The organism is Glaciecola punicea (assembly GCF_001756615.1).
GTDB classification, from domain to species: domain Bacteria; phylum Pseudomonadota; class Gammaproteobacteria; order Enterobacterales; family Alteromonadaceae; genus Glaciecola; species Glaciecola punicea.
In genome coordinates, this window is record NZ_LZXY01000004.1 from 330,222 (window position 1) to 347,876 (window position 17,655).

A 17,655-nucleotide genomic window follows, 5' to 3' on the forward strand; every position below is an offset into this window, starting at 1 on the left:
CTTGGTTAATAATATTATATGCTTATTTTTTTGTTTTACATTTACCCTTAGAGCTACCTTATATGCAATTAATAAATATAGATAAAACGCGCTACCGTCGGCACTTAAATCGAGTAATTGTTGCTTGTATAGCGACCCTGGCGATTGGGAGCTTAGCAATTTCACAAACGCTTATTGCTTTGTTTCCTGATGAGACCGGAAGCCACTTTCATTGGAACTTGACCGGCGTCATAATTTGTACGTTGAGTGTCGGGTTGCTGCTCAATAAGTATCGTAAACATACGTTTATGACAGAAGTTGTTTATGTGTGGGACCTTAAACAAGCGCTCAATAAAATAAATCGAAAAATGATGAAGCTAAGGCCAGCTAGCCTTGCCGGTAATGCCGATGCAATGCTGGCCATTCAATATAGTTTTGCAGGCTCTAAGCTACTGTGGCAGCTAGACGACAACACCATAATCATGGATGAATTAGTTATACAGCAAGCAGAGCTAGACAGTCTAGCCACAAAATATGGGATAACTATTGATGTTGAAAAATATGATGACAGCATACTGCGCAATTTCTAAATCTAAATAAAGTCAACATTAATATTTGCTTGGCGCCGTCTGTGCTATACTTTGTCGCCTAAATATTTCACAACATAAGCAAACATACATGAGTTTTTCCGCTTTAGGGCTTAGTAAAGAGCTGGTCAGTGCTGTAACTGACAAAGGCTATACCACCCCAACACCTATTCAAGAGCAAGCAATTCCGGCAGTATTGTCAGGAAAAGATGTAATGGCAGCCGCGCAAACCGGTACAGGTAAAACCGCAGCGTTTACACTGCCTTTAATTCAGCGCTTTGCCACAAATTATTCAGAGCCAAGGCCAAATCATATTAAAGCCTTAGTATTAACACCTACTCGCGAATTGGCTGCTCAAGTAGCAGCGAATATTGACGAATACAAAGTGAATACTCCTATTCGATCAACGGTGGTTTTTGGCGGCGTGTCAATAAACCCGCAAATGAAACATTTACGCCGCGGCTGTGACATTTTGGTGGCAACACCAGGGCGTTTACTCGATTTGTTTCAACAAAATGCAGTTAAATTCTCTGACGTGTCAGTGCTTGTGCTAGACGAAGCTGATCGTATGCTTGACATGGGCTTCATACACGACATAAAACGTATTTTGAAACTGTTGCCTCAAAAGCGCCAAAATTTATTGTTTTCAGCAACCTTCTCTGAAGATATACGTGGTTTAGCCAGTCGCTTGGTCAATAATCCCGTTGAAATTTCCGTGACGCCAAACAACGCAGCTGCCCCAAGCGTAGAGCATTCAATTGTATATCTTGAAAAAGCCAATAAAAGTAAGCTTTTAATTCATTTAATTGAAAGCAATGGTTGGCAACAGGCCTTGGTATTTACGCGCACGAAACATGGCGCGAACAGATTAACTAAGCAGCTATGTAGTCACGAAATTTCAGCAGCAGCGATCCACGGTAATAAAAGCCAAGGTGCACGCACTAAAGCACTGGCATCGTTCAAAAATGGTGAGTTACGTATTTTAGTAGCCACTGACATAGCTGCGCGCGGCATAGATATTCAGCAGCTTCCTAACGTAGTGAATTATGATCTACCCAACGTACCTGAAGATTATGTGCATAGAATTGGTCGAACCGGTCGTGCAGGTTCAGTCGGGCAGGCCGTCTCATTTGTAACGGCCGAAGACTTTAAGCAGCTTAGTGATATACAAAACTTAATACAGCAAGTCATTCCAGTGCTACATGTTGAGGGTTTGTCTTCTAAACAAAAATTGCCTGAAACTAGGCTCAAGCAGCCAAAAGTCAAAAAACCAAAAGTGAAACAGTATTAAGTTAGGAAAAAAAAGTTAGCAACAAAAAAGCGGTTTTGGAGACCGCTTTTTTATTTTCTGGCGCTTTGATTAACAGCTTTGCACAATAGTTCTCAAAACTATGATGCTGCCGATGCTGCGCCAGATTCAGTACTCTCACCGGCCGTTGACAAATTGCCATCGGCAGATTCTAGATGCGCTCTTACAAACCACTGAAATTGTTCAAGTGCGGTTAATTGCTCTATCAACATATCTTCCGATACTGGGTCAAGGCCGACCATTTTGCCGATCGCCTTTCGGTGATCGCCATTTACGCCATTATAAACCATGTCTAGCGCACCCAGGTGCTCAAGCACTAAGGCTTTACCCAAAGAATAGTCTTGCCATGACCGACGATCTACTATTGACTTAGGCGTTCCTACGGGCACGCCGCCCATAGTGGCAATTCTTTCGGCAATGGTGTCAACCATTTCACGAACAGATTCAACCTGTGGGTCTAACATTTCGTGAACACCAATAAAGTTTGGCCCTACTACGTTCCAGTGAACATGTTTTAGGGTAAGGGACAAATCGAGCAGTGAGACCATGCGATTATCTAAAATAGCAACTGCTTTGTCTGCATGACTGTCGTCCATTCCAGGTACTGTAAATTGTGTATTAGCTTGGTTATTTTGATTACTATTAGTCATTATTCCTCCAGTGTGGTTAAAACTAAGCGATAAGTAATAAGGTGTATAAAACTGAAAGCTAGATAAAATGTTTTAGCTCAAAGGTTTGAATAATTACTTATCCCCACGTTCAAATAACCAAGCATTAAGGATGCCAATTGACGCACAGTACAGGTGAGCGCCCTTGATACCGAGCTTTGGCTAGGAGCACGTAAAATTAAATAAAGCAATGAAGGGCCTTTTGTAAGCAAAAGTGGGAAAAATTGGCAGAGAATTTTGTAAGAGTTACATGTACAGGTAGGCCAATTGATTATGCGTCGCGCGGCAGGCCCTTTTGCACAATACGGATAAGGCGCTCGTGTTGTCTAGTGCTGACTGCCTTTTCCGGATTTGCCTTACGTGTTTTTTGCTCGGCAATAGCCCACGCGAAATGTTCTTTTAATACATCTGACACAGCACAAGACAGCGCTCGCTGCAAACTTGAAAGTATCTGTTCGTCAAAACCCGCATTGCCCATGGCAATGGATAGGTTTCTTTGCCAACTTTCATACCCTATTCGGCGAATGGGCGAACCTTGGGTTTTTTCTAAAAACTCAAGCTTTGTTAATTCAAATAGGCTAACAAGACTAGCGCCTTGCAGAAATTCTTTAGCGAAAAAATCTTTCTCTTGCGTTACTTCCGCATACCTATTCCAAGGGCATACCAGTTGGCAATCATCGCAGCCATAAATACGATTTCCCATTGCTTTTCTGTATACCAATGGGATGACACCTTTATGTTCAATGGTGAGATATGAAATACAGCGTCTTGCATCTAATTGGTAAGGCGCTACTATCGCTTGAGTGGGACAAATGCTGATACATGCAGTGCAGGTGCCGCAGTTTTCTTGGGCACTTTCATCAAGAGGTAAAGGAATATTCACAAACAGCTCGCCCAAAAAGAACCACGACCCAGCCTCTTCATTCAGGGTAAGTGTGTGTTTGCCCGTCCAGCCTAAACCCGCTTTTTGCGCAATAGCGTGCTCTAGCACTGGCGCAGAATCTACAAATGGTCTGTAATCTAAGGCTTCACAATGCTGCTTTATACGTTCTCCTAGTTTTTTTAGACGAGAACGCATCACTTTATGATAGTCACGCCCAAGCGCGTATCGGCTGATGTAGGCTTGTTTATCATTTTGTAAGTTGTTTGCAAACTGAGCTTCTGGCGGAAGGTAGTTCATGCGCACGCTGATAATACGACAGGTGTTAGGGTGAAGTTTTTCGGGCGCTAAGCGCTTGTCAACGTTGCGCGCGAGGTAGTCCATACTGGCGTGATAACCCTTCTCCAAATAGGCTTCAAGCATGGGTTTTTGCTGGCTTACGTCAATGTCACACACGCCCACTTGCTGAAAGCCTAGCGCCTTGCCCCAAGCCTTGATATTGTTAGCAAGTGCAAGTAAGTCAAGGCAAGAGCTGTCATTGACGTCTGCGTGCGCGCTACCGTTAGTTGAATTTATTAAGGACATTCATTTATGCTGCAAGAGAAATTTAACCATAGCTTAACACAAAAATTATATCGAACTGATCAAGTAAGAATGCATGAGCAAGCCGCGGCAAAAACACTCGGTATAGATATGTTTAGCTTAATGCAGCGCGCAGGTGCCTGCGTGTATCAGCACTGCGTTACTCTATTTCCTAATGTAGATAATTATTTGGTAGTCGTGGGCAGCGGCAATAACGCAGGCGATGGCTATGTGGCGGCGCTTAGTGCTTATAACGCGGGTAAAAATGTGCGCCTGTGCGCCGTGCAAACAAATAAAGAAGTTGCTGGTGATGTGAAGCGCGCGCAGGTTGATTGGCTTGCGTGTGGCGGTAAAGTAGAGGGGCTGACAAAAGCCTTTGTAGATAAAGCAGATATCATTATTGATGGTTTATTAGGTACCGGGATAAGCGGCGCAGTTAGATCAGACTTCGCGCAAGCCATTACACTTGTCAATAACAGTAATAAGCCTGTGGTTAGTATAGATTTGCCTAGCGGCTTAGATGCAAACACAGGGGCTGCATTGGGAAAGTGCATTGTAGCAAGCGCTACGGTCACTTTTGTGGGCATAAAACTTGGCTTAACCACATCAACTGGCATAGAGGCCTGCGGTCAGCTTATATTTGAAGATTTAGGCATTGGAAAAGCGTTTGCTAGTATTGCTAAAAGCGATGCAAGCGCATTAGATTTGAAATATCTTAAGGGTTTAGCGCCGCGCTCAGTGAACAGTCATAAAGGCACGCACGGCCGCTTGTTATGTGTAGGTGGAAACGAAGGAATGTCAGGCGCTATTCGCATGACATCCGAAGCGGCGCTTCGTGCTGGTGCGGGTCTGGTGAAAGTATTTACACATCAAAATTCTATCGTACAAATTAGTGCAGGCAGACCTGAACTTATGGTGGTAAGTTCAGGTCTCAAAGAGATGCTAAAATGGGCAAGCTGTATCGTCATTGGTCCTGGTTTGGGCCAAGACGAATGGGGTAAACAAGCTTTTGACGCGGTAATGCTGCACTGTCAACATACGTCAAAACCAATAGTGATAGATGCAGATGCCTTGAATTTAGCCGCGCTTGATACCGAGTTTGTTACGCTAAGAGACTCTATTATTACGCCACACGTGGGTGAAGCAGCGCGTCTGTTAAACGTCTCTATTGCAGAGGTTGAGGCAAATCGATTTGATTTTGCTAGGCGCTGTTCAATACGCTATAAGGCTACCTGCGTATTGAAGGGAGCGGGCAGTATCGTCGACAATCAACGCCATGCTTGGGTCTGCAGGCATGGTAATCCGGGCATGGCAACGGGCGGTACGGGCGATGTATTAGCCGGTATCTTGGGCTCTTTAATGGCGCAAGGACTCAGTAAAGACATGGCTTGTTTATACGGGGTGTCGATTCATGCGAAAGCAGGTGATATAGTAGCGCAAAAATATGGGCAGCGCGGATTATTAGCTAGTGATTTGTTTGCCACCGTTAGATTACTAATAAACGAAAAAGAATGAAAATAAAGCAGTATTGCAGCAGCGAAGCCGACACCCGTAATGTCGCGTTTATTTTGGGAAAAGCCTTTACCGAAGAAGGTTACGGGGGGACATGCACATTTTTGCGCGGTGACTTAGGTGCCGGTAAAACGACTTTTAGTCGTTTTTTATTGCATAGCTTAGGGCACAATGGCAATGTTAAAAGTCCTACCTATACGCTAGTAGAACCCTATGAACTAGGCCCTAACACCTTATTTCATTTTGATCTATACCGGGTAGCAGATCCAGAAGAGCTTGAGTTTATGGGCATACGGGACTACTTTACTCCTCAAAGTGCTTGTTTAGTGGAGTGGCCAGAAAAAGGACAGGGGCTATTGCCGGTCCCCGATTTAATTGTTGATATTAGCTATCATCGCAGCGGCCGTATGTTCGAATTTGAAGGATTTAGCCCTTTTGGTCTGCTTTGCATAGAAGGGCTAAAGAGTAACAGGCAATGAAAAAGTCAGCAGGTACCTATGTAAAGCAGGCCAACAGCGCTATTGCGTTATTTGTATATCTTACGTTTACAGTGTTTGCGCTTTTTATAGGCTGTGTTCAAAGTGTGTCTGCAAAACAGGTAAATGTGACAGATGTGCGCTTTTCTGACTCTCGCGATTTAGCGCGCATAGTACTCGAATTCGACGAACCACCAAGTTTTTCTTACTTTTCGCTGGCTAATCCCGAGCGCGTTGTCATCGATTTACAAAATGTAGACAACGCATTCAATTTTTCGAGTATAGGGCTGTCGGGCAATAAAGTCAGCAAGTTGAGACATTCCACGCCAATAACGTCTAAAGATAGTCGCATAGTGATTGAAACCAACAAGAAACTTAGCGTTAGACTATTCACTTTAACGCCAGCGGATGAAGACGTTAAGCAGGCGAGGCACCGGCTAGTGATTGAACTTATTGACCCTAATCCTCCATCTGAGGTCGCCATAAGTAATGCGCGCTCGAATAACGCTGATCCAAATGTTGCCGTTAATGCTTTGGAACCTGACCGTGACAGAGATATTATAATAGTAATAGATGCAGGGCATGGAGGTGTTGATCCCGGCTCAATTGGCCCCGCGGGTACCTACGAGAAGCACATCACATTAAGCATTTCAAAAATGCTGGCCAGGCAAATTAATGCACAACCTGGCTTACGCGCAGTGCTAACCCGCGAAGGCGATTACTACATATCTCCAAACGACAGGCCTGAAATTGCGGTTAGAGAAAACGCCGATTTGTTAGTCTCTATCCACGCTGATGCATTTACTTCACCCCAGCCAAGAGGTGGTTCGGTTTGGTTTTTATCTAAAGGCAGAGCCGACAGTGAACTGGGCCGATTGCTGGAACAAACCGAGCGTAGCTCACAGCTTCTTGGCCCCGCCGCAGATATAATTGAAGATAGAGATACCGAACGTTACTTTGCAGAGACTATTTTGAATATGTCGATGGATTTATTTCGTGCATTAAGTTACGAGCTTAGCCACGAGCTGATAAAGGATATGAAAGGGGTTACAAGGATGCATAAAAGCCTGCCGCAAAGCGCCAGTTTAGCAGTGCTTACAGCACCAGAAACGCCTTCTATTTTGGTAGAAGTTGGTTTTATTTCTAATCCTCAAGAAGAAAAAAATCTTAATTGGGCTGAGCATAGGCAGCGTTTAGCAAATGCAATGTACACGTCTATTAAACGTTATTTTAAGAAAACGCCACCCGATGGAACCGCTTGGGCTTTAGCTAAGTATTCCCAACCCCTTAGTCATAAAGTGGTCAGCGGCGAGTTTCTATCACTCATTGCCCAGCGTTACGGGGTGAGTGTTAAAGCGTTAAAAATGCAAAATAAGCTCAACTCTGATTTGCTTCAGGTTGGCCAAGTATTAACGATACCCAAATAGTGTCCGATTTTTCTTCGTGAGCAAAGTATAATGGTAGACATAACGAATACTTCACCAAGCGGCTCAGCCGTGCACAGGCCAATAAAGATATTGTCGCCTCAATTAGCAAACCAAATTGCCGCAGGCGAAGTGGTTGAGCGCCCGGCGTCGGTGGTCAAAGAATTACTTGAAAATAGCTTAGATGCGGGGGCTACTGTGGTGCTCATTGAAATCGAGCAAGGCGGCCAAAAGCGTATATTAATTCGTGACAACGGCGCGGGTATTGCTAAAGATGAGTTAGCCCTTGCCTTGAGCCGTCATGCTACCAGTAAAATTAGCAATATAGATGACTTAGAACACATAACCAGCATGGGGTTTCGCGGTGAAGCACTTGCTAGTATTAGCTCGGTAAGTCGATTAAATCTTACGTCAAAACCCAGTGCTCAGGCACAAGCATGGCAAGCGTGCGCTGAAGGTAAACAAATGCAGGTTGAGCTTAAGCCTGCCGCGCATCCAGACGGTACTTCAATTGAAGTGCTTGACCTTTTTTTCAATACTCCGGCAAGACGCAAGTTTCTTCGCACTGGTAAAACAGAGTTTCAACACATTGAGAATATTGTCAAAAGAATCGCGTTAACCCGACCCGATGTGCAGTTTGAGCTAAAACACAATCAAAAGCTTTGCTGTAGATATCCCCGCGTTAAAGATATTGCGAAGCGAATTGAGCAAGTGTGTGGTAAAAATATGCTGCTTAACTGCACGCCAATAGACTATTCCTTTGATGGGATGGTGTTAAGCGGCTATTGCAGCAAGCTAGGCCACGGCATTGCCACCCGTGATTTACAATATACTTTTGTAAATGGTCGCATGGTGAAAGATAAGCTCCTTGCGCATGCACTGCGGCAAGTTTATGAAGACACACTGCCACCGCAAAGCTTTGCAAGTTACGTATTATACTTGCAAGTATCACCTCAGCAAATAGACGTAAACGTACATCCAGCGAAGCATGAAGTCAGATTCCATCAGTCAAGACAGGTCCATGATATTGTGTTTAAAGCCGTTAACGACGCTATTAGTTACTACGCTGATAACGCTGCGACGAGCGGCAAGAATGTGCTAGAGGCGCCCAGTCATAACTATATTCAAACCTTAAGTCCCGCTCGCAGCGATAGTTCAAACAAAGATGGTATGAGCACTAATTTTGTAAATAACGATTATAGCGACACTCAAGGCAGCAGGTCGCAATCACCGCTTGGATTGGCGAAGTCTTCACAGCACCGCTCAAATGTACCCGCAAGAAGAGAAATAAAAGCCAACCATGACTTTTATGCAGGCATAGATTTACCAAGCTCTTCGCAGCACCCCTTACCAACAGTTGAGCTCACTAAAGCCACCCAGCATAATCAAGCGGCTCATTCTAACGAAGGCCAAAATGAGCAACATAGACAGCTAGCAAGTCCTTCTTTGACTATGCATCATTATCTTTATAATTCACCATATGTAGTACTAGCTCGCGGTGAAAATCTAGATGTGCTGCCTATAAGTAAATTGCTGGCAAAGATAGTTAAGATAAGAATCTTGGACTCTACCATTGCACAGCCTTTGCTAATGCCGGTGTCTGTTGAAAACAAGCTAAGCATAAAACAAACTCAGTTAGATTATTTTGCAAACATGAACATGCTAATGTCGGTAAGCCATCAAAAGCTTATTTTGAAACAGGTCCCTTGTGAGCTTCGTCAGTTGCCTTGGGCGAGTATTTTTCCCCAGCTCATAAGCGCTGAAATTATTGCTCATAAACTTGATGCAGATATACTTGCCAGCACAATCGCGTTAGCGTGGCTCAGGAGTCTTGAGGTAACAAGTAGTATGCTGAACGGGTGGATGAATGAGTTAGGCGCACAGCAGTTGCAAACATTGTGTGAAAAACATGCGAAGTCACTGCATTTGTCAACTTGGATGTCACCAGATAAATGAGTATTGAGGCAGAAAAGAATGATGCGCTGCCCACTGTAATATGCATAATGGGCCCCACTGCGTCTGGCAAAACAGCTTTAGCAATTGAATCGGCCAAGGTTTTAAACGGTGAGGTAATAAGTGTAGATTCAGCGCTGGTATATAAAGACATGGATATAGGCACCGCTAAACCGAGCTTACAAGAGCAAAGTGGGGTTACTCATCATTTAATTGATATTATTAGCCCTCAAAACAGCTACAGTGTGGCTAACTTTATGTCAGATGCCCAAAATGCAATTGTTACCGTGTTGGAAAAAGGTAAGCAGCCTATACTGGCCGGTGGCACCATGATGTACTTTAATGCTCTTATAAATGGCTTAAATGAGCTACCAGCCGCTGAACCAAATATTCGTCAACAAATTAGTGAAATGACTTTAGCTAGCGTACATAAGCAGCTAAGCGAAGTAGACCCTCAAAGTGTCCTGCGTATCGATAAAAACGACGCCCAACGTCTAACTCGCGCGCTTGAAGTGTTCATGGTGTCGGGTAAATCACTGAGCCATTTTCAGGCGCAGCAAAAAGTGCGTTTACCATTTAACTTTTGTCAGTTTACCATAATGCCTCGTCAGCGCGCAGATCTCCATGTGCTAATAGAGCAGCGTTTTGACAGCATGTTACTCAGTGGACTTGTACAAGAAGTGAAAGAATTATTAGTGCGTTATTCGCTAGAAGCTGACATGCCCTCTATGCGAAGCGTCGGCTATAGGCAAGTGTGGCAATATTTAGAGGGTGAGTATAGCTACTCACAAATGCGTGAGAGAGGAATTATTGCAACACGACAGTTAGCCAAGCGCCAGCTAACTTGGTTGCGGGGATTCAATGATGTTACTGCACTTGATAGTGCAGATTTTAATAATCTTCAAAGACTTGTACAAAAAGTGGGTGCAACCTAAGACACAATTATGTACACTCAAAGCGGTCGTATAATATAAGCCGATAATAAAAATAAGGATGACTAATGGCAAAAGGTCAATCACTGCAAGACCCGTTTTTAAACGCACTACGTAAAGAGAGAATCCCTGTAGCCATATACCTTGTTAATGGTATAAAATTGCAAGGACAAGTTGAGTCTTTTGACCAATTTGTGGTTTTATTGAAAAACACAGTCAGTCAGATGGTTTACAAACATGCTATTTCTACTGTTGTGCCTTCGCGCGCAATAAGCATGCCTACAGAGCAGTCAGACGACACCACATCAGATTAACTAAGCTGGAGCATTTATTTGTTTGATCGTTACGAGGGCGGTGAACAGGCCGTACTAGTTCATATAGACTTTTCAGACGAACAAAACAAAGAAGATATAGACGAACTACAGCTGTTAGTATCTTCTGCTGGCGTAAATAACGTGGGCATTGTTACTGCATCGCGCAAAGCACCTCATGCGAAGTTTTTTGTGGGCACTGGAAAGGCACAAGAGATAGCAGACACAGTGGCTGCACTTTGTGCAGACCTTGTAATATTTAACCATGCTTTATCACCTTCACAGGAGCGCAACCTCGAAAAGTTGTGCTTGTGTAGAGTCCTAGATCGCACCAGTCTCATTCTTGACATATTTGCTCAACGTGCGCGTACCCATGAAGGTAAACTGCAGGTTGAACTTGCGCAACTTCGTCATATATCAACACGCCTCATTCGAGGCTGGACACATTTAGAAAGACAAAAAGGCGGCATAGGCTTGCGCGGGCCGGGCGAAACGCAACTTGAAACTGACAGACGCTTATTAAGAGGGCGCCTTAAAACTATTTTGAAACGCCTTGACAAAGTGCAAAAGCAGCGTGAACAAGGACGACGATCTCGTAAGCGGGCGGAAATACCCACCGTTTCCTTGGTAGGGTATACTAACGCCGGCAAATCTACCTTATTTAATACCATAACCGACGCTGGGGTTTATGCTGCTGATCAGTTATTTGCTACCTTAGATCCCACCTTGCGCAAAATTGAATTACAAGAGGTGGGTCAGGCTATTTTGGCTGACACGGTAGGATTTATTCGTCATTTACCGCACGATTTGGTGGCCGCATTTAAGGCTACACTGCAAGAAACGCAAGAAGCGACGCTATTACTACACGTGGTTGACTATGCAGATGAGCAATATGCAGAAAACATGGGTCAAGTAAATGACGTGCTTAAAGAAATAGAGGCTGATGAAGTTCCTCAGCTTATAATTTGCAATAAGATTGACCGCCTAGACGGTGTGGTGCCTAAAATTGATCGCGATGATGAAGGTAGGCCAACAAGAGTATGGGTGTCGGCTCAAAACGGCACAGGGATTGATTTATTAAAACAAGCCCTAACTGAGTGTTTACGCCAAGAAATGGTGAACTATACCTTAGCAGTCCCGGCGGGAGATGGAAAAATTAGAGGCATGCTGTATGAGTTAAATTGCATTAATGAGCAAGAATACTCTGATACAGGTGACTGGATAGTTAGTATCACCATGATGGCCTCGGACTGGCATAGGATGGATAAAAAAGTGGATAACAGACTCAGTCATTACATCATTTAATAATCCACACAAGCAAATCAGTTTTTAAACAATAAAAATGCGAATACTTTATAAGAATTTAATTTGATTTTTACAAATCTATTCATCTACAGACAGCGTATAAAGCGTGTAAATTTTAACTTCGGAGTGAATGTATGGCTTGGAATGAGCCGGGTGGTAATAAAAACGACCCTTGGAAAAAAAGCGGTGGCAAAGAGCAAGGTCCACCAGATATAGATGATGTACTTAAAAACCTGTTCGGTAAATTCGGAAAAGGCGGGGGTAATGGCGATGGCGGAGGAACATCAACAGGGCCTAGCTTAGGCGGAAAGAGTATTGGCTTGATAGCAGTAGTTGCTCTGTTGATTTATGCATTAAGCGGAATATACACTATTAAAGAAGCAGAGCGTGGTGTAGTACTTCGCTTCGGTGAATTTCATTCTTTGGCTTCACCAGGCTTGCAGTGGCGCTTTCGCTTCATTGACGATGTAATCCCAGTCAACATTCAAGAAATCCTATCTTTGGGTTCGTCGGGCTCTATGCTAACAGAAGACGAAAACGTTGTTACTGTGGACATGGAAGTGCAGTATAGAGTGGTTGATCCCAAACAGTGGTTGTTTGCTGTGCAAAATCCACAAACGAGCTTGTCTCAAGCTTTTGATAGTGCAATTCGCTATGTGGTGGGTCATTCTAGAATGGATGAGTTGTTAACGGCTGGTAAGGAAGTTGCTCGCCAACGTGTGTTTGAAGAACTTCAGGGTATTATTGATCCTTACCAGATGGGTGTTGCGATTGTTGACCTCAACTTTACTAACGCGCGTCCACCAAATGAGGTTCGTGCAGCCTTTGACGACGCCATAGCAGCGCAAGAAGATGAAGAGCGTTTTATTCGTGAGGCCGAGGCCTATGCGCGTGAAATCGAACCACGTGCTCGTGCCTCGGTGAACAGATTAAACGAAGAAGCTCAAGCTTACAAAGAAAGGGCGATACTAGAATCCCAAGGTGAAGTTGCCCGCTTTGAGGAATTGTTGCCACAGTATGAAGCTGCACCGGTGGTGACCCGCCAACGGCTTTATTTAGAGACGCTCGAGAGTGTTTATTCAAACGTTACAAAAATAATGATAGACACCGAAGGCGGTGGCAATATGATGTTCTTGCCCCTCGATAAGATAATGGAGAGACAAGGCCAAGCGCCAGCAACAGGCACGATGGGCACATTGGAAGGTTTGCGTAATCAAGGGGCAGATTCTGATAATCAGCTCCCTGACCCCATGCTTAACACCGGTCGCATAAACAACCGTTCGGGGAGAGATTAAATGGTAAAAAACTTATCCATAATTATAGTAATTTTAGCACTTCTTATTGGCTATAGTTCAGTATTTGTAGTTAAAGAAGGTACTCGTGCAATAGTGATAACCTTTGGTAAAGTTCAGCAAGAAGCTGATGGTACTACCGCAGTGCGTGAACCAGGCTTACATTTTAAAATCCCTGTGTTTGACAAAGTAAGAACGCTTGACGCCAGAATACAGACGCTTGATGAAGGCTCTGATCGCTTTGTGACGAGTGAAAAAGAAGACTTAATAGTTGATTCGTATGTTAAATGGAGAATCGAAGATTTTGCTACGTACTTCCTTTCTACAGGCGGCAACAGAGTGCAAGCTGAGGCGCTGCTTAAACAGCGAGTTAATAACGGCCTGCGTGCAGAGTTTGGTACCCGTACAATCCAGCAAATTGTATCAGGTGAACGTACTGAATTAATGAATTCAGCTATGTCACAGGCTTCTGAAGGCTCTGACGAGTTAGGCATTAAAATTGTTGACGTTAGGGTAAAGAAAATAAATTTACCTGAAGAAATCAGTATTTCAATCTTCAACCGTATGCGCGCCGAGCGTGCAGCGGCGGCTAGAGAATATCGTTCACAAGGTAAAGAGCAGGGCGAAATTATAAAAGCGAATATAGATGCGCGAGTTGAAGTAATGTTGGCTGATGCCCAGCGTAATGCTCGACAGCTTCGTGGCGAAGGTGATGCCCAAGCAGCTAATATATATGCACAAACCTATAATAAAAATCCAGAGTTTTACGCATTTTTGCGCAGCATGGACGCTTATCGTAACAGCTTTAACAGCAAGCAAGACGTGCTTGTCATAGAGCCTAACAGTGACTTCTTTCGATTCTTGAACGACAGTTCAGGTAAGCCATAAAGAGTGTTACTACCGTAACAGCAGGTCAAGAGGATTGATAAAAATCCCACAGAATTAAAAATCTGTGGGATTTTTTTTGTACTGCTGTGAATTGTTTGAGTATTAAATTGTATTGGCTTTGCAGGCAGATTAAGCAATGAAATAAACAATTATTTTTGTTATTCTTTAGCCGTTTAGTAGCAAACAAATGTTGAAAAATCTAACGTGGATTAGTTTAGATATAATCGTTTACCATAAAAATTATAAAAGAGGTTGTTTTGTCGAGTAACAATGCAAATAAAAATACACCTAATAGCGCAGACACGCACAATGCAAACGGCTGGTTTTCTCGTTTTCTAGCGAGCGTAGAATGGCTAGGCAACTTGCTTCCGCATCCCATTACCTTGTTTGCTTCGTTAGCCGTCTTTATTGTGATACTCAGCGGTATTCTTGGCTACTTTGATGTCAGCGTAATGGATCCTCGTCCAGTAGGCGCAAGTGGTCGTGAAGCCGATGGTATAATAGAGGTCATTTCTTTATTAAATGCCGACGGTCTGCGCCAAATTGTAACGGGCCTGGTGACTAACTTTACCGGCTTTGCACCTCTAGGAACAGTCCTTGTGGCGCTTCTTGGGGTGTCGTTAGCGGAGCATTCAGGTTTATTAAGCACTATTATGCGTTCAATGGTAATGAACGCATCGCCGCGCATGGTAACGCTGGTTATCGTCTTTGCGGGGATAATTTCTAATACTGCATCTGAGCTTGGTTATGTGGTTATGATCCCGCTCGCTGCTATGATCTTTCATTCATTAGGTCGCCATCCTATTGCAGGCTTAGCGGCCGCCTTTGCCGGCGTATCGGCAGGTTATAGTGCTAACTTATTCATTGGTACGGTAGATCCACTGCTTGCGGGTTTTACTCAGAGCGCTGCTCAAATTCTCGATCCTGAATACTTGGTGAGCGCAGAAGTGAATTGGTATTTCATGATTGTATCAACCTTCTTAATTGCGGGCCTTGGCGCATTCGTTACTGAAAAAATAGTAGAGCCGCGCTTAGGTAAATACGATCCTAGCGAAGCAACAATCGATTTAGCCAAGCAAGAAATAGGTAAAGTAACCGCCTTAGAAATAAAGGGCATGAAATGGGCCGGCGTCACATTTGTGGCCTTATTAGGTCTTTTAGCGCTAACCGTGGTGCCTGCGGATGGCGTGCTGCGTAACCCTCAGACCGGTCTGGTGGCAGGCTCTCCATTTTTAAAAGGTATTGTTGTTTATATATTTGTCACATTTGCAATACCTGGTTTTGTGTATGGCAAGATAACGGGCAGTATGAAAAACGATCGAGATGTAATAGAGGCGATGTCTAAGTCAATGAGTTCAATGGGCTTGTACATAGTGCTAGTGTTTTTTGCAGCTCAGTTCGTGGCTTTCTTTAAATGGACTAATTTAGGCACAGTATTAGCAGTAAAAGGTGCCGCTTTTTTACAAGCCACAGGGTTTGATGGACCTGAGGTATTCGTACTCTTTATTTTAATGTGTGGTTTGGTTAACTTATCACTTGGCAGTGCTTCGGCGCAATGGGCAATAACTGCACCAATTTTTGTGCCTATGCTGATGCTAGTTGGTTACTCACCAGAGGTAATTCAAGCGGCCTACAGAATAGGAGACTCGGTGACTAATATTATTACCCCTATGATGAGCTACTTTGGCTTAATACTCGCTATTGGCGTGAAATATAAAAAGGATTTAGGTATTGGGACCTTAATTGCAACAATGCTGCCGTACACTATGATATTCACCGTTGGTTGGATAATTTTATTCTATCTATGGGTATTTGTGTTTGCCTTACCGGTAGGACCAGGTGCACCTACATTCTATAAGCCCTAAGCGGTGTATTAAATTGTTTTTATACCGGCAATGCTTTATCACAGCTTTGTGAAGCATTGCCGGTAATTCAATCAGTCTAAATCCGCTTAGCCTGCGTACCTAAATTAATATCTTAAATAAAACAAAAAGTTGAACTATGAAATATAAGTCTCAGACTGGCTTCACGCACAATCAAGCTGACAAAATTGGTGTACTTATTACTAACTTGGGCACGCCTCAGGCGCCAACGAAGCAAGCCGTAAAACCTTATCTTAAACAATTTTTGTCAGATACTCGGGTGGTAGAACTACCCAAAGCGATTTGGTGGTTTATATTAAACGGCATAATTTTAAACACAAGACCAAAGCGTTCTGCGGCGGCCTACAAAACGGTGTGGAGTGATGAAGGCTCGCCTTTGCTAGTGCACACTAAAAATCAGGCCAAGGGCCTAGCTACCCGTTTTGCCGAAACATGGGGTGACAAGGTCATAGTCGATTATGCCATGCGCTACGGTCAACCTAGTATCGATAGCGCTATTGACTCATTGCTTAATGCGGGCGCACGTAAAATCGTTGTTTTACCATTATATCCTCAGTATTGCGCTTCAACCACCGGGTCAACCTTTGACGCTATTGCAAACGATTTTCTCAAGCGCCGATGGTTACCTGACTTTCGCTTTATCAGTCAATATGTGGATAACCCTGGTTATATTAAATGCATAGCTGACACTATAAAGGCGCACTGGGATAAGCACGGCAGGGCAGACAAGTTACTTTTTTCATATCATGGCATTCCCAAAAAATACCTATTAAAAGGTGACCCTTATCACTGTCAATGCTACAAAACGACGCGCTTGGTAACAGACTTGCTAGGTTTAGGCCCTGACGAATACATGACAAGTTTTCAATCAAGAGTGGGTATTGATGAATGGCTAAAGCCTTACACCGACGACACTATGAAAGCTTTACCGAGCCAAGGGGTAAAGTCGTTGCAGGTAATATGTCCAGGCTTTTCGTCCGACTGCCTAGAAACGATAGAAGAGATTGGTGAGGAAAACCGCGAGTATTTTGAAGAAAATGGTGGTGAGCGCTACGAATATATTGCTTCTTTAAACAGCGACGACGCTCACCTTGATATGCTGTTTGAACTTCTACAAAACAATATGCAGGGATGGCAGCCACAGCATGTTGAAGACGAGTTTGAGCAAAGAGGCCTGCGTGCAAAACAATTGGGCGCTGAAAGATGAATGAAAAAGAAGGGCTGGCTAATATATCACAGGGTGTAGAAATTGATGAGAACTTCAAGGCGCCCTCTGAGTTATTGAAAGCACAGTCCTTAGGCAATTTGCTTGATACTGCGGTTAAGCTGCCGTTTATTAAATTTAGAGTAGGTCTCGATTTTTTGGTTGGTCTCATTCCTGTTGTTGGTGATACAGTTATGTTGGCAGCTTCCATGAGAATTGTGCATTTAGGCCATAAAATGGGCCTACCTAATCCGCTGAAGTACAAAATGATACGCAATGCGATCTTCGATTACGGCTTGGGTTTTGTACCAATATTGGGTGACATAGTCGATATGTTCTTTAAAGCTAACCAAAAAAACGTCAGAATAATGGAAACATGGTGGGTGTCGCAAAATAAAGTACAGATAGACGCGCTGGCCAAACGTGAGTTAGACGCTTGGCAAAAAGAGCACGATAAGCAGGATGTCTAG

Annotated in this window: 16 protein-coding genes; 14 read left to right on the top strand and 2 right to left on the bottom strand. The window is 43.7% G+C overall.

Annotated features, from left to right (window positions below; translation table 11 throughout):
• Window positions 1-62 precede the first annotated feature (62 nt).
• Entirely contained in the window at window positions 63-569 is a 507-nt protein-coding gene (locus tag BAE46_RS07460) for a DUF3087 domain-containing protein (protein ID WP_040520689.1), read from the top strand.
• Window positions 570-657: 88 nt separating this feature from the next.
• Entirely contained in the window at window positions 658-1,857 is a 1,200-nt protein-coding gene (locus BAE46_RS07465) for a DEAD/DEAH box helicase (RefSeq protein ID WP_006005414.1), read from the top strand.
• A 98-nt stretch (window positions 1,858-1,955) separates the two neighbouring features.
• Here BAE46_RS07465 and dps read toward each other — a convergent pair whose 3' ends face one another.
• Both dps and queG read right to left on the bottom strand, forming a co-directional pair.
• Window positions 1,956-2,525, bottom strand: a complete 570-nt coding sequence (gene dps, locus BAE46_RS07470) for a DNA starvation/stationary phase protection protein Dps (protein WP_006005412.1) — start codon at window positions 2,523-2,525, stop codon at window positions 1,956-1,958.
• A gap of 289 nt (window positions 2,526-2,814) precedes the next feature.
• Complete coding sequence (gene queG, locus BAE46_RS07475; RefSeq protein WP_006005409.1) at window positions 2,815-4,008, bottom strand: tRNA epoxyqueuosine(34) reductase QueG; 1,194 nt, start codon at window positions 4,006-4,008, stop codon at window positions 2,815-2,817.
• A 6-nt stretch (window positions 4,009-4,014) separates the two neighbouring features.
• Between queG and BAE46_RS07480 the strand changes: the two genes are divergently transcribed.
• The 12 genes from BAE46_RS07480 to BAE46_RS07535 all read left to right on the top strand — a co-directional run bounded on the left by BAE46_RS07480 (window position 4,015) and on the right by BAE46_RS07535 (window position 17,655).
• The gene (locus BAE46_RS07480; RefSeq protein WP_070112215.1) at window positions 4,015-5,520 is read left to right on the top strand and encodes a bifunctional ADP-dependent NAD(P)H-hydrate dehydratase/NAD(P)H-hydrate epimerase; all 1,506 of its coding nucleotides are present in this window, start codon (window positions 4,015-4,017) and stop codon (window positions 5,518-5,520) included.
• Window positions 5,517-5,996 (top strand): tRNA (adenosine(37)-N6)-threonylcarbamoyltransferase complex ATPase subunit type 1 TsaE, encoded by a 480-nt coding sequence (gene tsaE, locus BAE46_RS07485; RefSeq protein WP_006005405.1) that lies wholly within the window; start codon window positions 5,517-5,519, stop codon window positions 5,994-5,996. The genes BAE46_RS07480 and tsaE overlap by 4 nt, the downstream gene beginning before the upstream one ends.
• Window positions 5,993-7,420, top strand: a complete 1,428-nt coding sequence (locus BAE46_RS07490; RefSeq protein ID WP_006005403.1) for an N-acetylmuramoyl-L-alanine amidase — start codon at window positions 5,993-5,995, stop codon at window positions 7,418-7,420. The genes tsaE and BAE46_RS07490 overlap by 4 nt, the downstream gene beginning before the upstream one ends.
• A gap of 30 nt (window positions 7,421-7,450) precedes the next feature.
• Window positions 7,451-9,373 carry a DNA mismatch repair endonuclease MutL gene (mutL, locus tag BAE46_RS07495; protein WP_006005401.1) on the top strand — a complete coding sequence of 641 codons (1,923 nt, stop codon included), beginning with the start codon at window positions 7,451-7,453 and terminating at the stop codon, window positions 9,371-9,373.
• Window positions 9,370-10,305, top strand: coding sequence for a tRNA (adenosine(37)-N6)-dimethylallyltransferase MiaA (gene miaA, locus BAE46_RS07500; protein ID WP_006005399.1), 936 nt, complete (start codon window positions 9,370-9,372; stop codon window positions 10,303-10,305). Before mutL ends, miaA begins: the two co-directional genes overlap by 4 nt.
• Window positions 10,306-10,370: 65 nt before the next feature.
• Window positions 10,371-10,616 carry an RNA chaperone Hfq gene (hfq, locus tag BAE46_RS07505; RefSeq protein WP_006005397.1) on the top strand — a complete coding sequence of 82 codons (246 nt, stop codon included), beginning with the start codon at window positions 10,371-10,373 and terminating at the stop codon, window positions 10,614-10,616.
• Between the two features lie 18 nt (window positions 10,617-10,634).
• A complete protein-coding gene (gene hflX, locus BAE46_RS07510; RefSeq protein WP_006005395.1) occupies window positions 10,635-11,918 on the top strand; it encodes a ribosome rescue GTPase HflX in 1,284 nt (427 codons plus the stop codon).
• Between the two features lie 134 nt (window positions 11,919-12,052).
• Window positions 12,053-13,213, top strand: coding sequence for an FtsH protease activity modulator HflK (gene hflK / locus BAE46_RS07515; RefSeq protein ID WP_006005393.1), 1,161 nt, complete (start codon window positions 12,053-12,055; stop codon window positions 13,211-13,213).
• Window positions 13,214-14,098 (top strand): protease modulator HflC, encoded by an 885-nt coding sequence (hflC, locus tag BAE46_RS07520; RefSeq protein WP_006005391.1) that lies wholly within the window; start codon window positions 13,214-13,216, stop codon window positions 14,096-14,098.
• A gap of 257 nt (window positions 14,099-14,355) precedes the next feature.
• Entirely contained in the window at window positions 14,356-15,963 is a 1,608-nt protein-coding gene (locus BAE46_RS07525) for an AbgT family transporter (protein WP_006005389.1), read from the top strand.
• 136 nt (window positions 15,964-16,099) lie between these two features.
• Window positions 16,100-17,188: a ferrochelatase gene (gene hemH / locus BAE46_RS07530; protein ID WP_006005387.1), complete on the top strand. Its 1,089-nt coding sequence runs from the start codon at window positions 16,100-16,102 to the stop codon at window positions 17,186-17,188.
• Complete coding sequence (locus BAE46_RS07535; RefSeq protein ID WP_006005385.1) at window positions 17,185-17,655, top strand: DUF4112 domain-containing protein; 471 nt, start codon at window positions 17,185-17,187, stop codon at window positions 17,653-17,655. The genes hemH and BAE46_RS07535 overlap by 4 nt, the downstream gene beginning before the upstream one ends.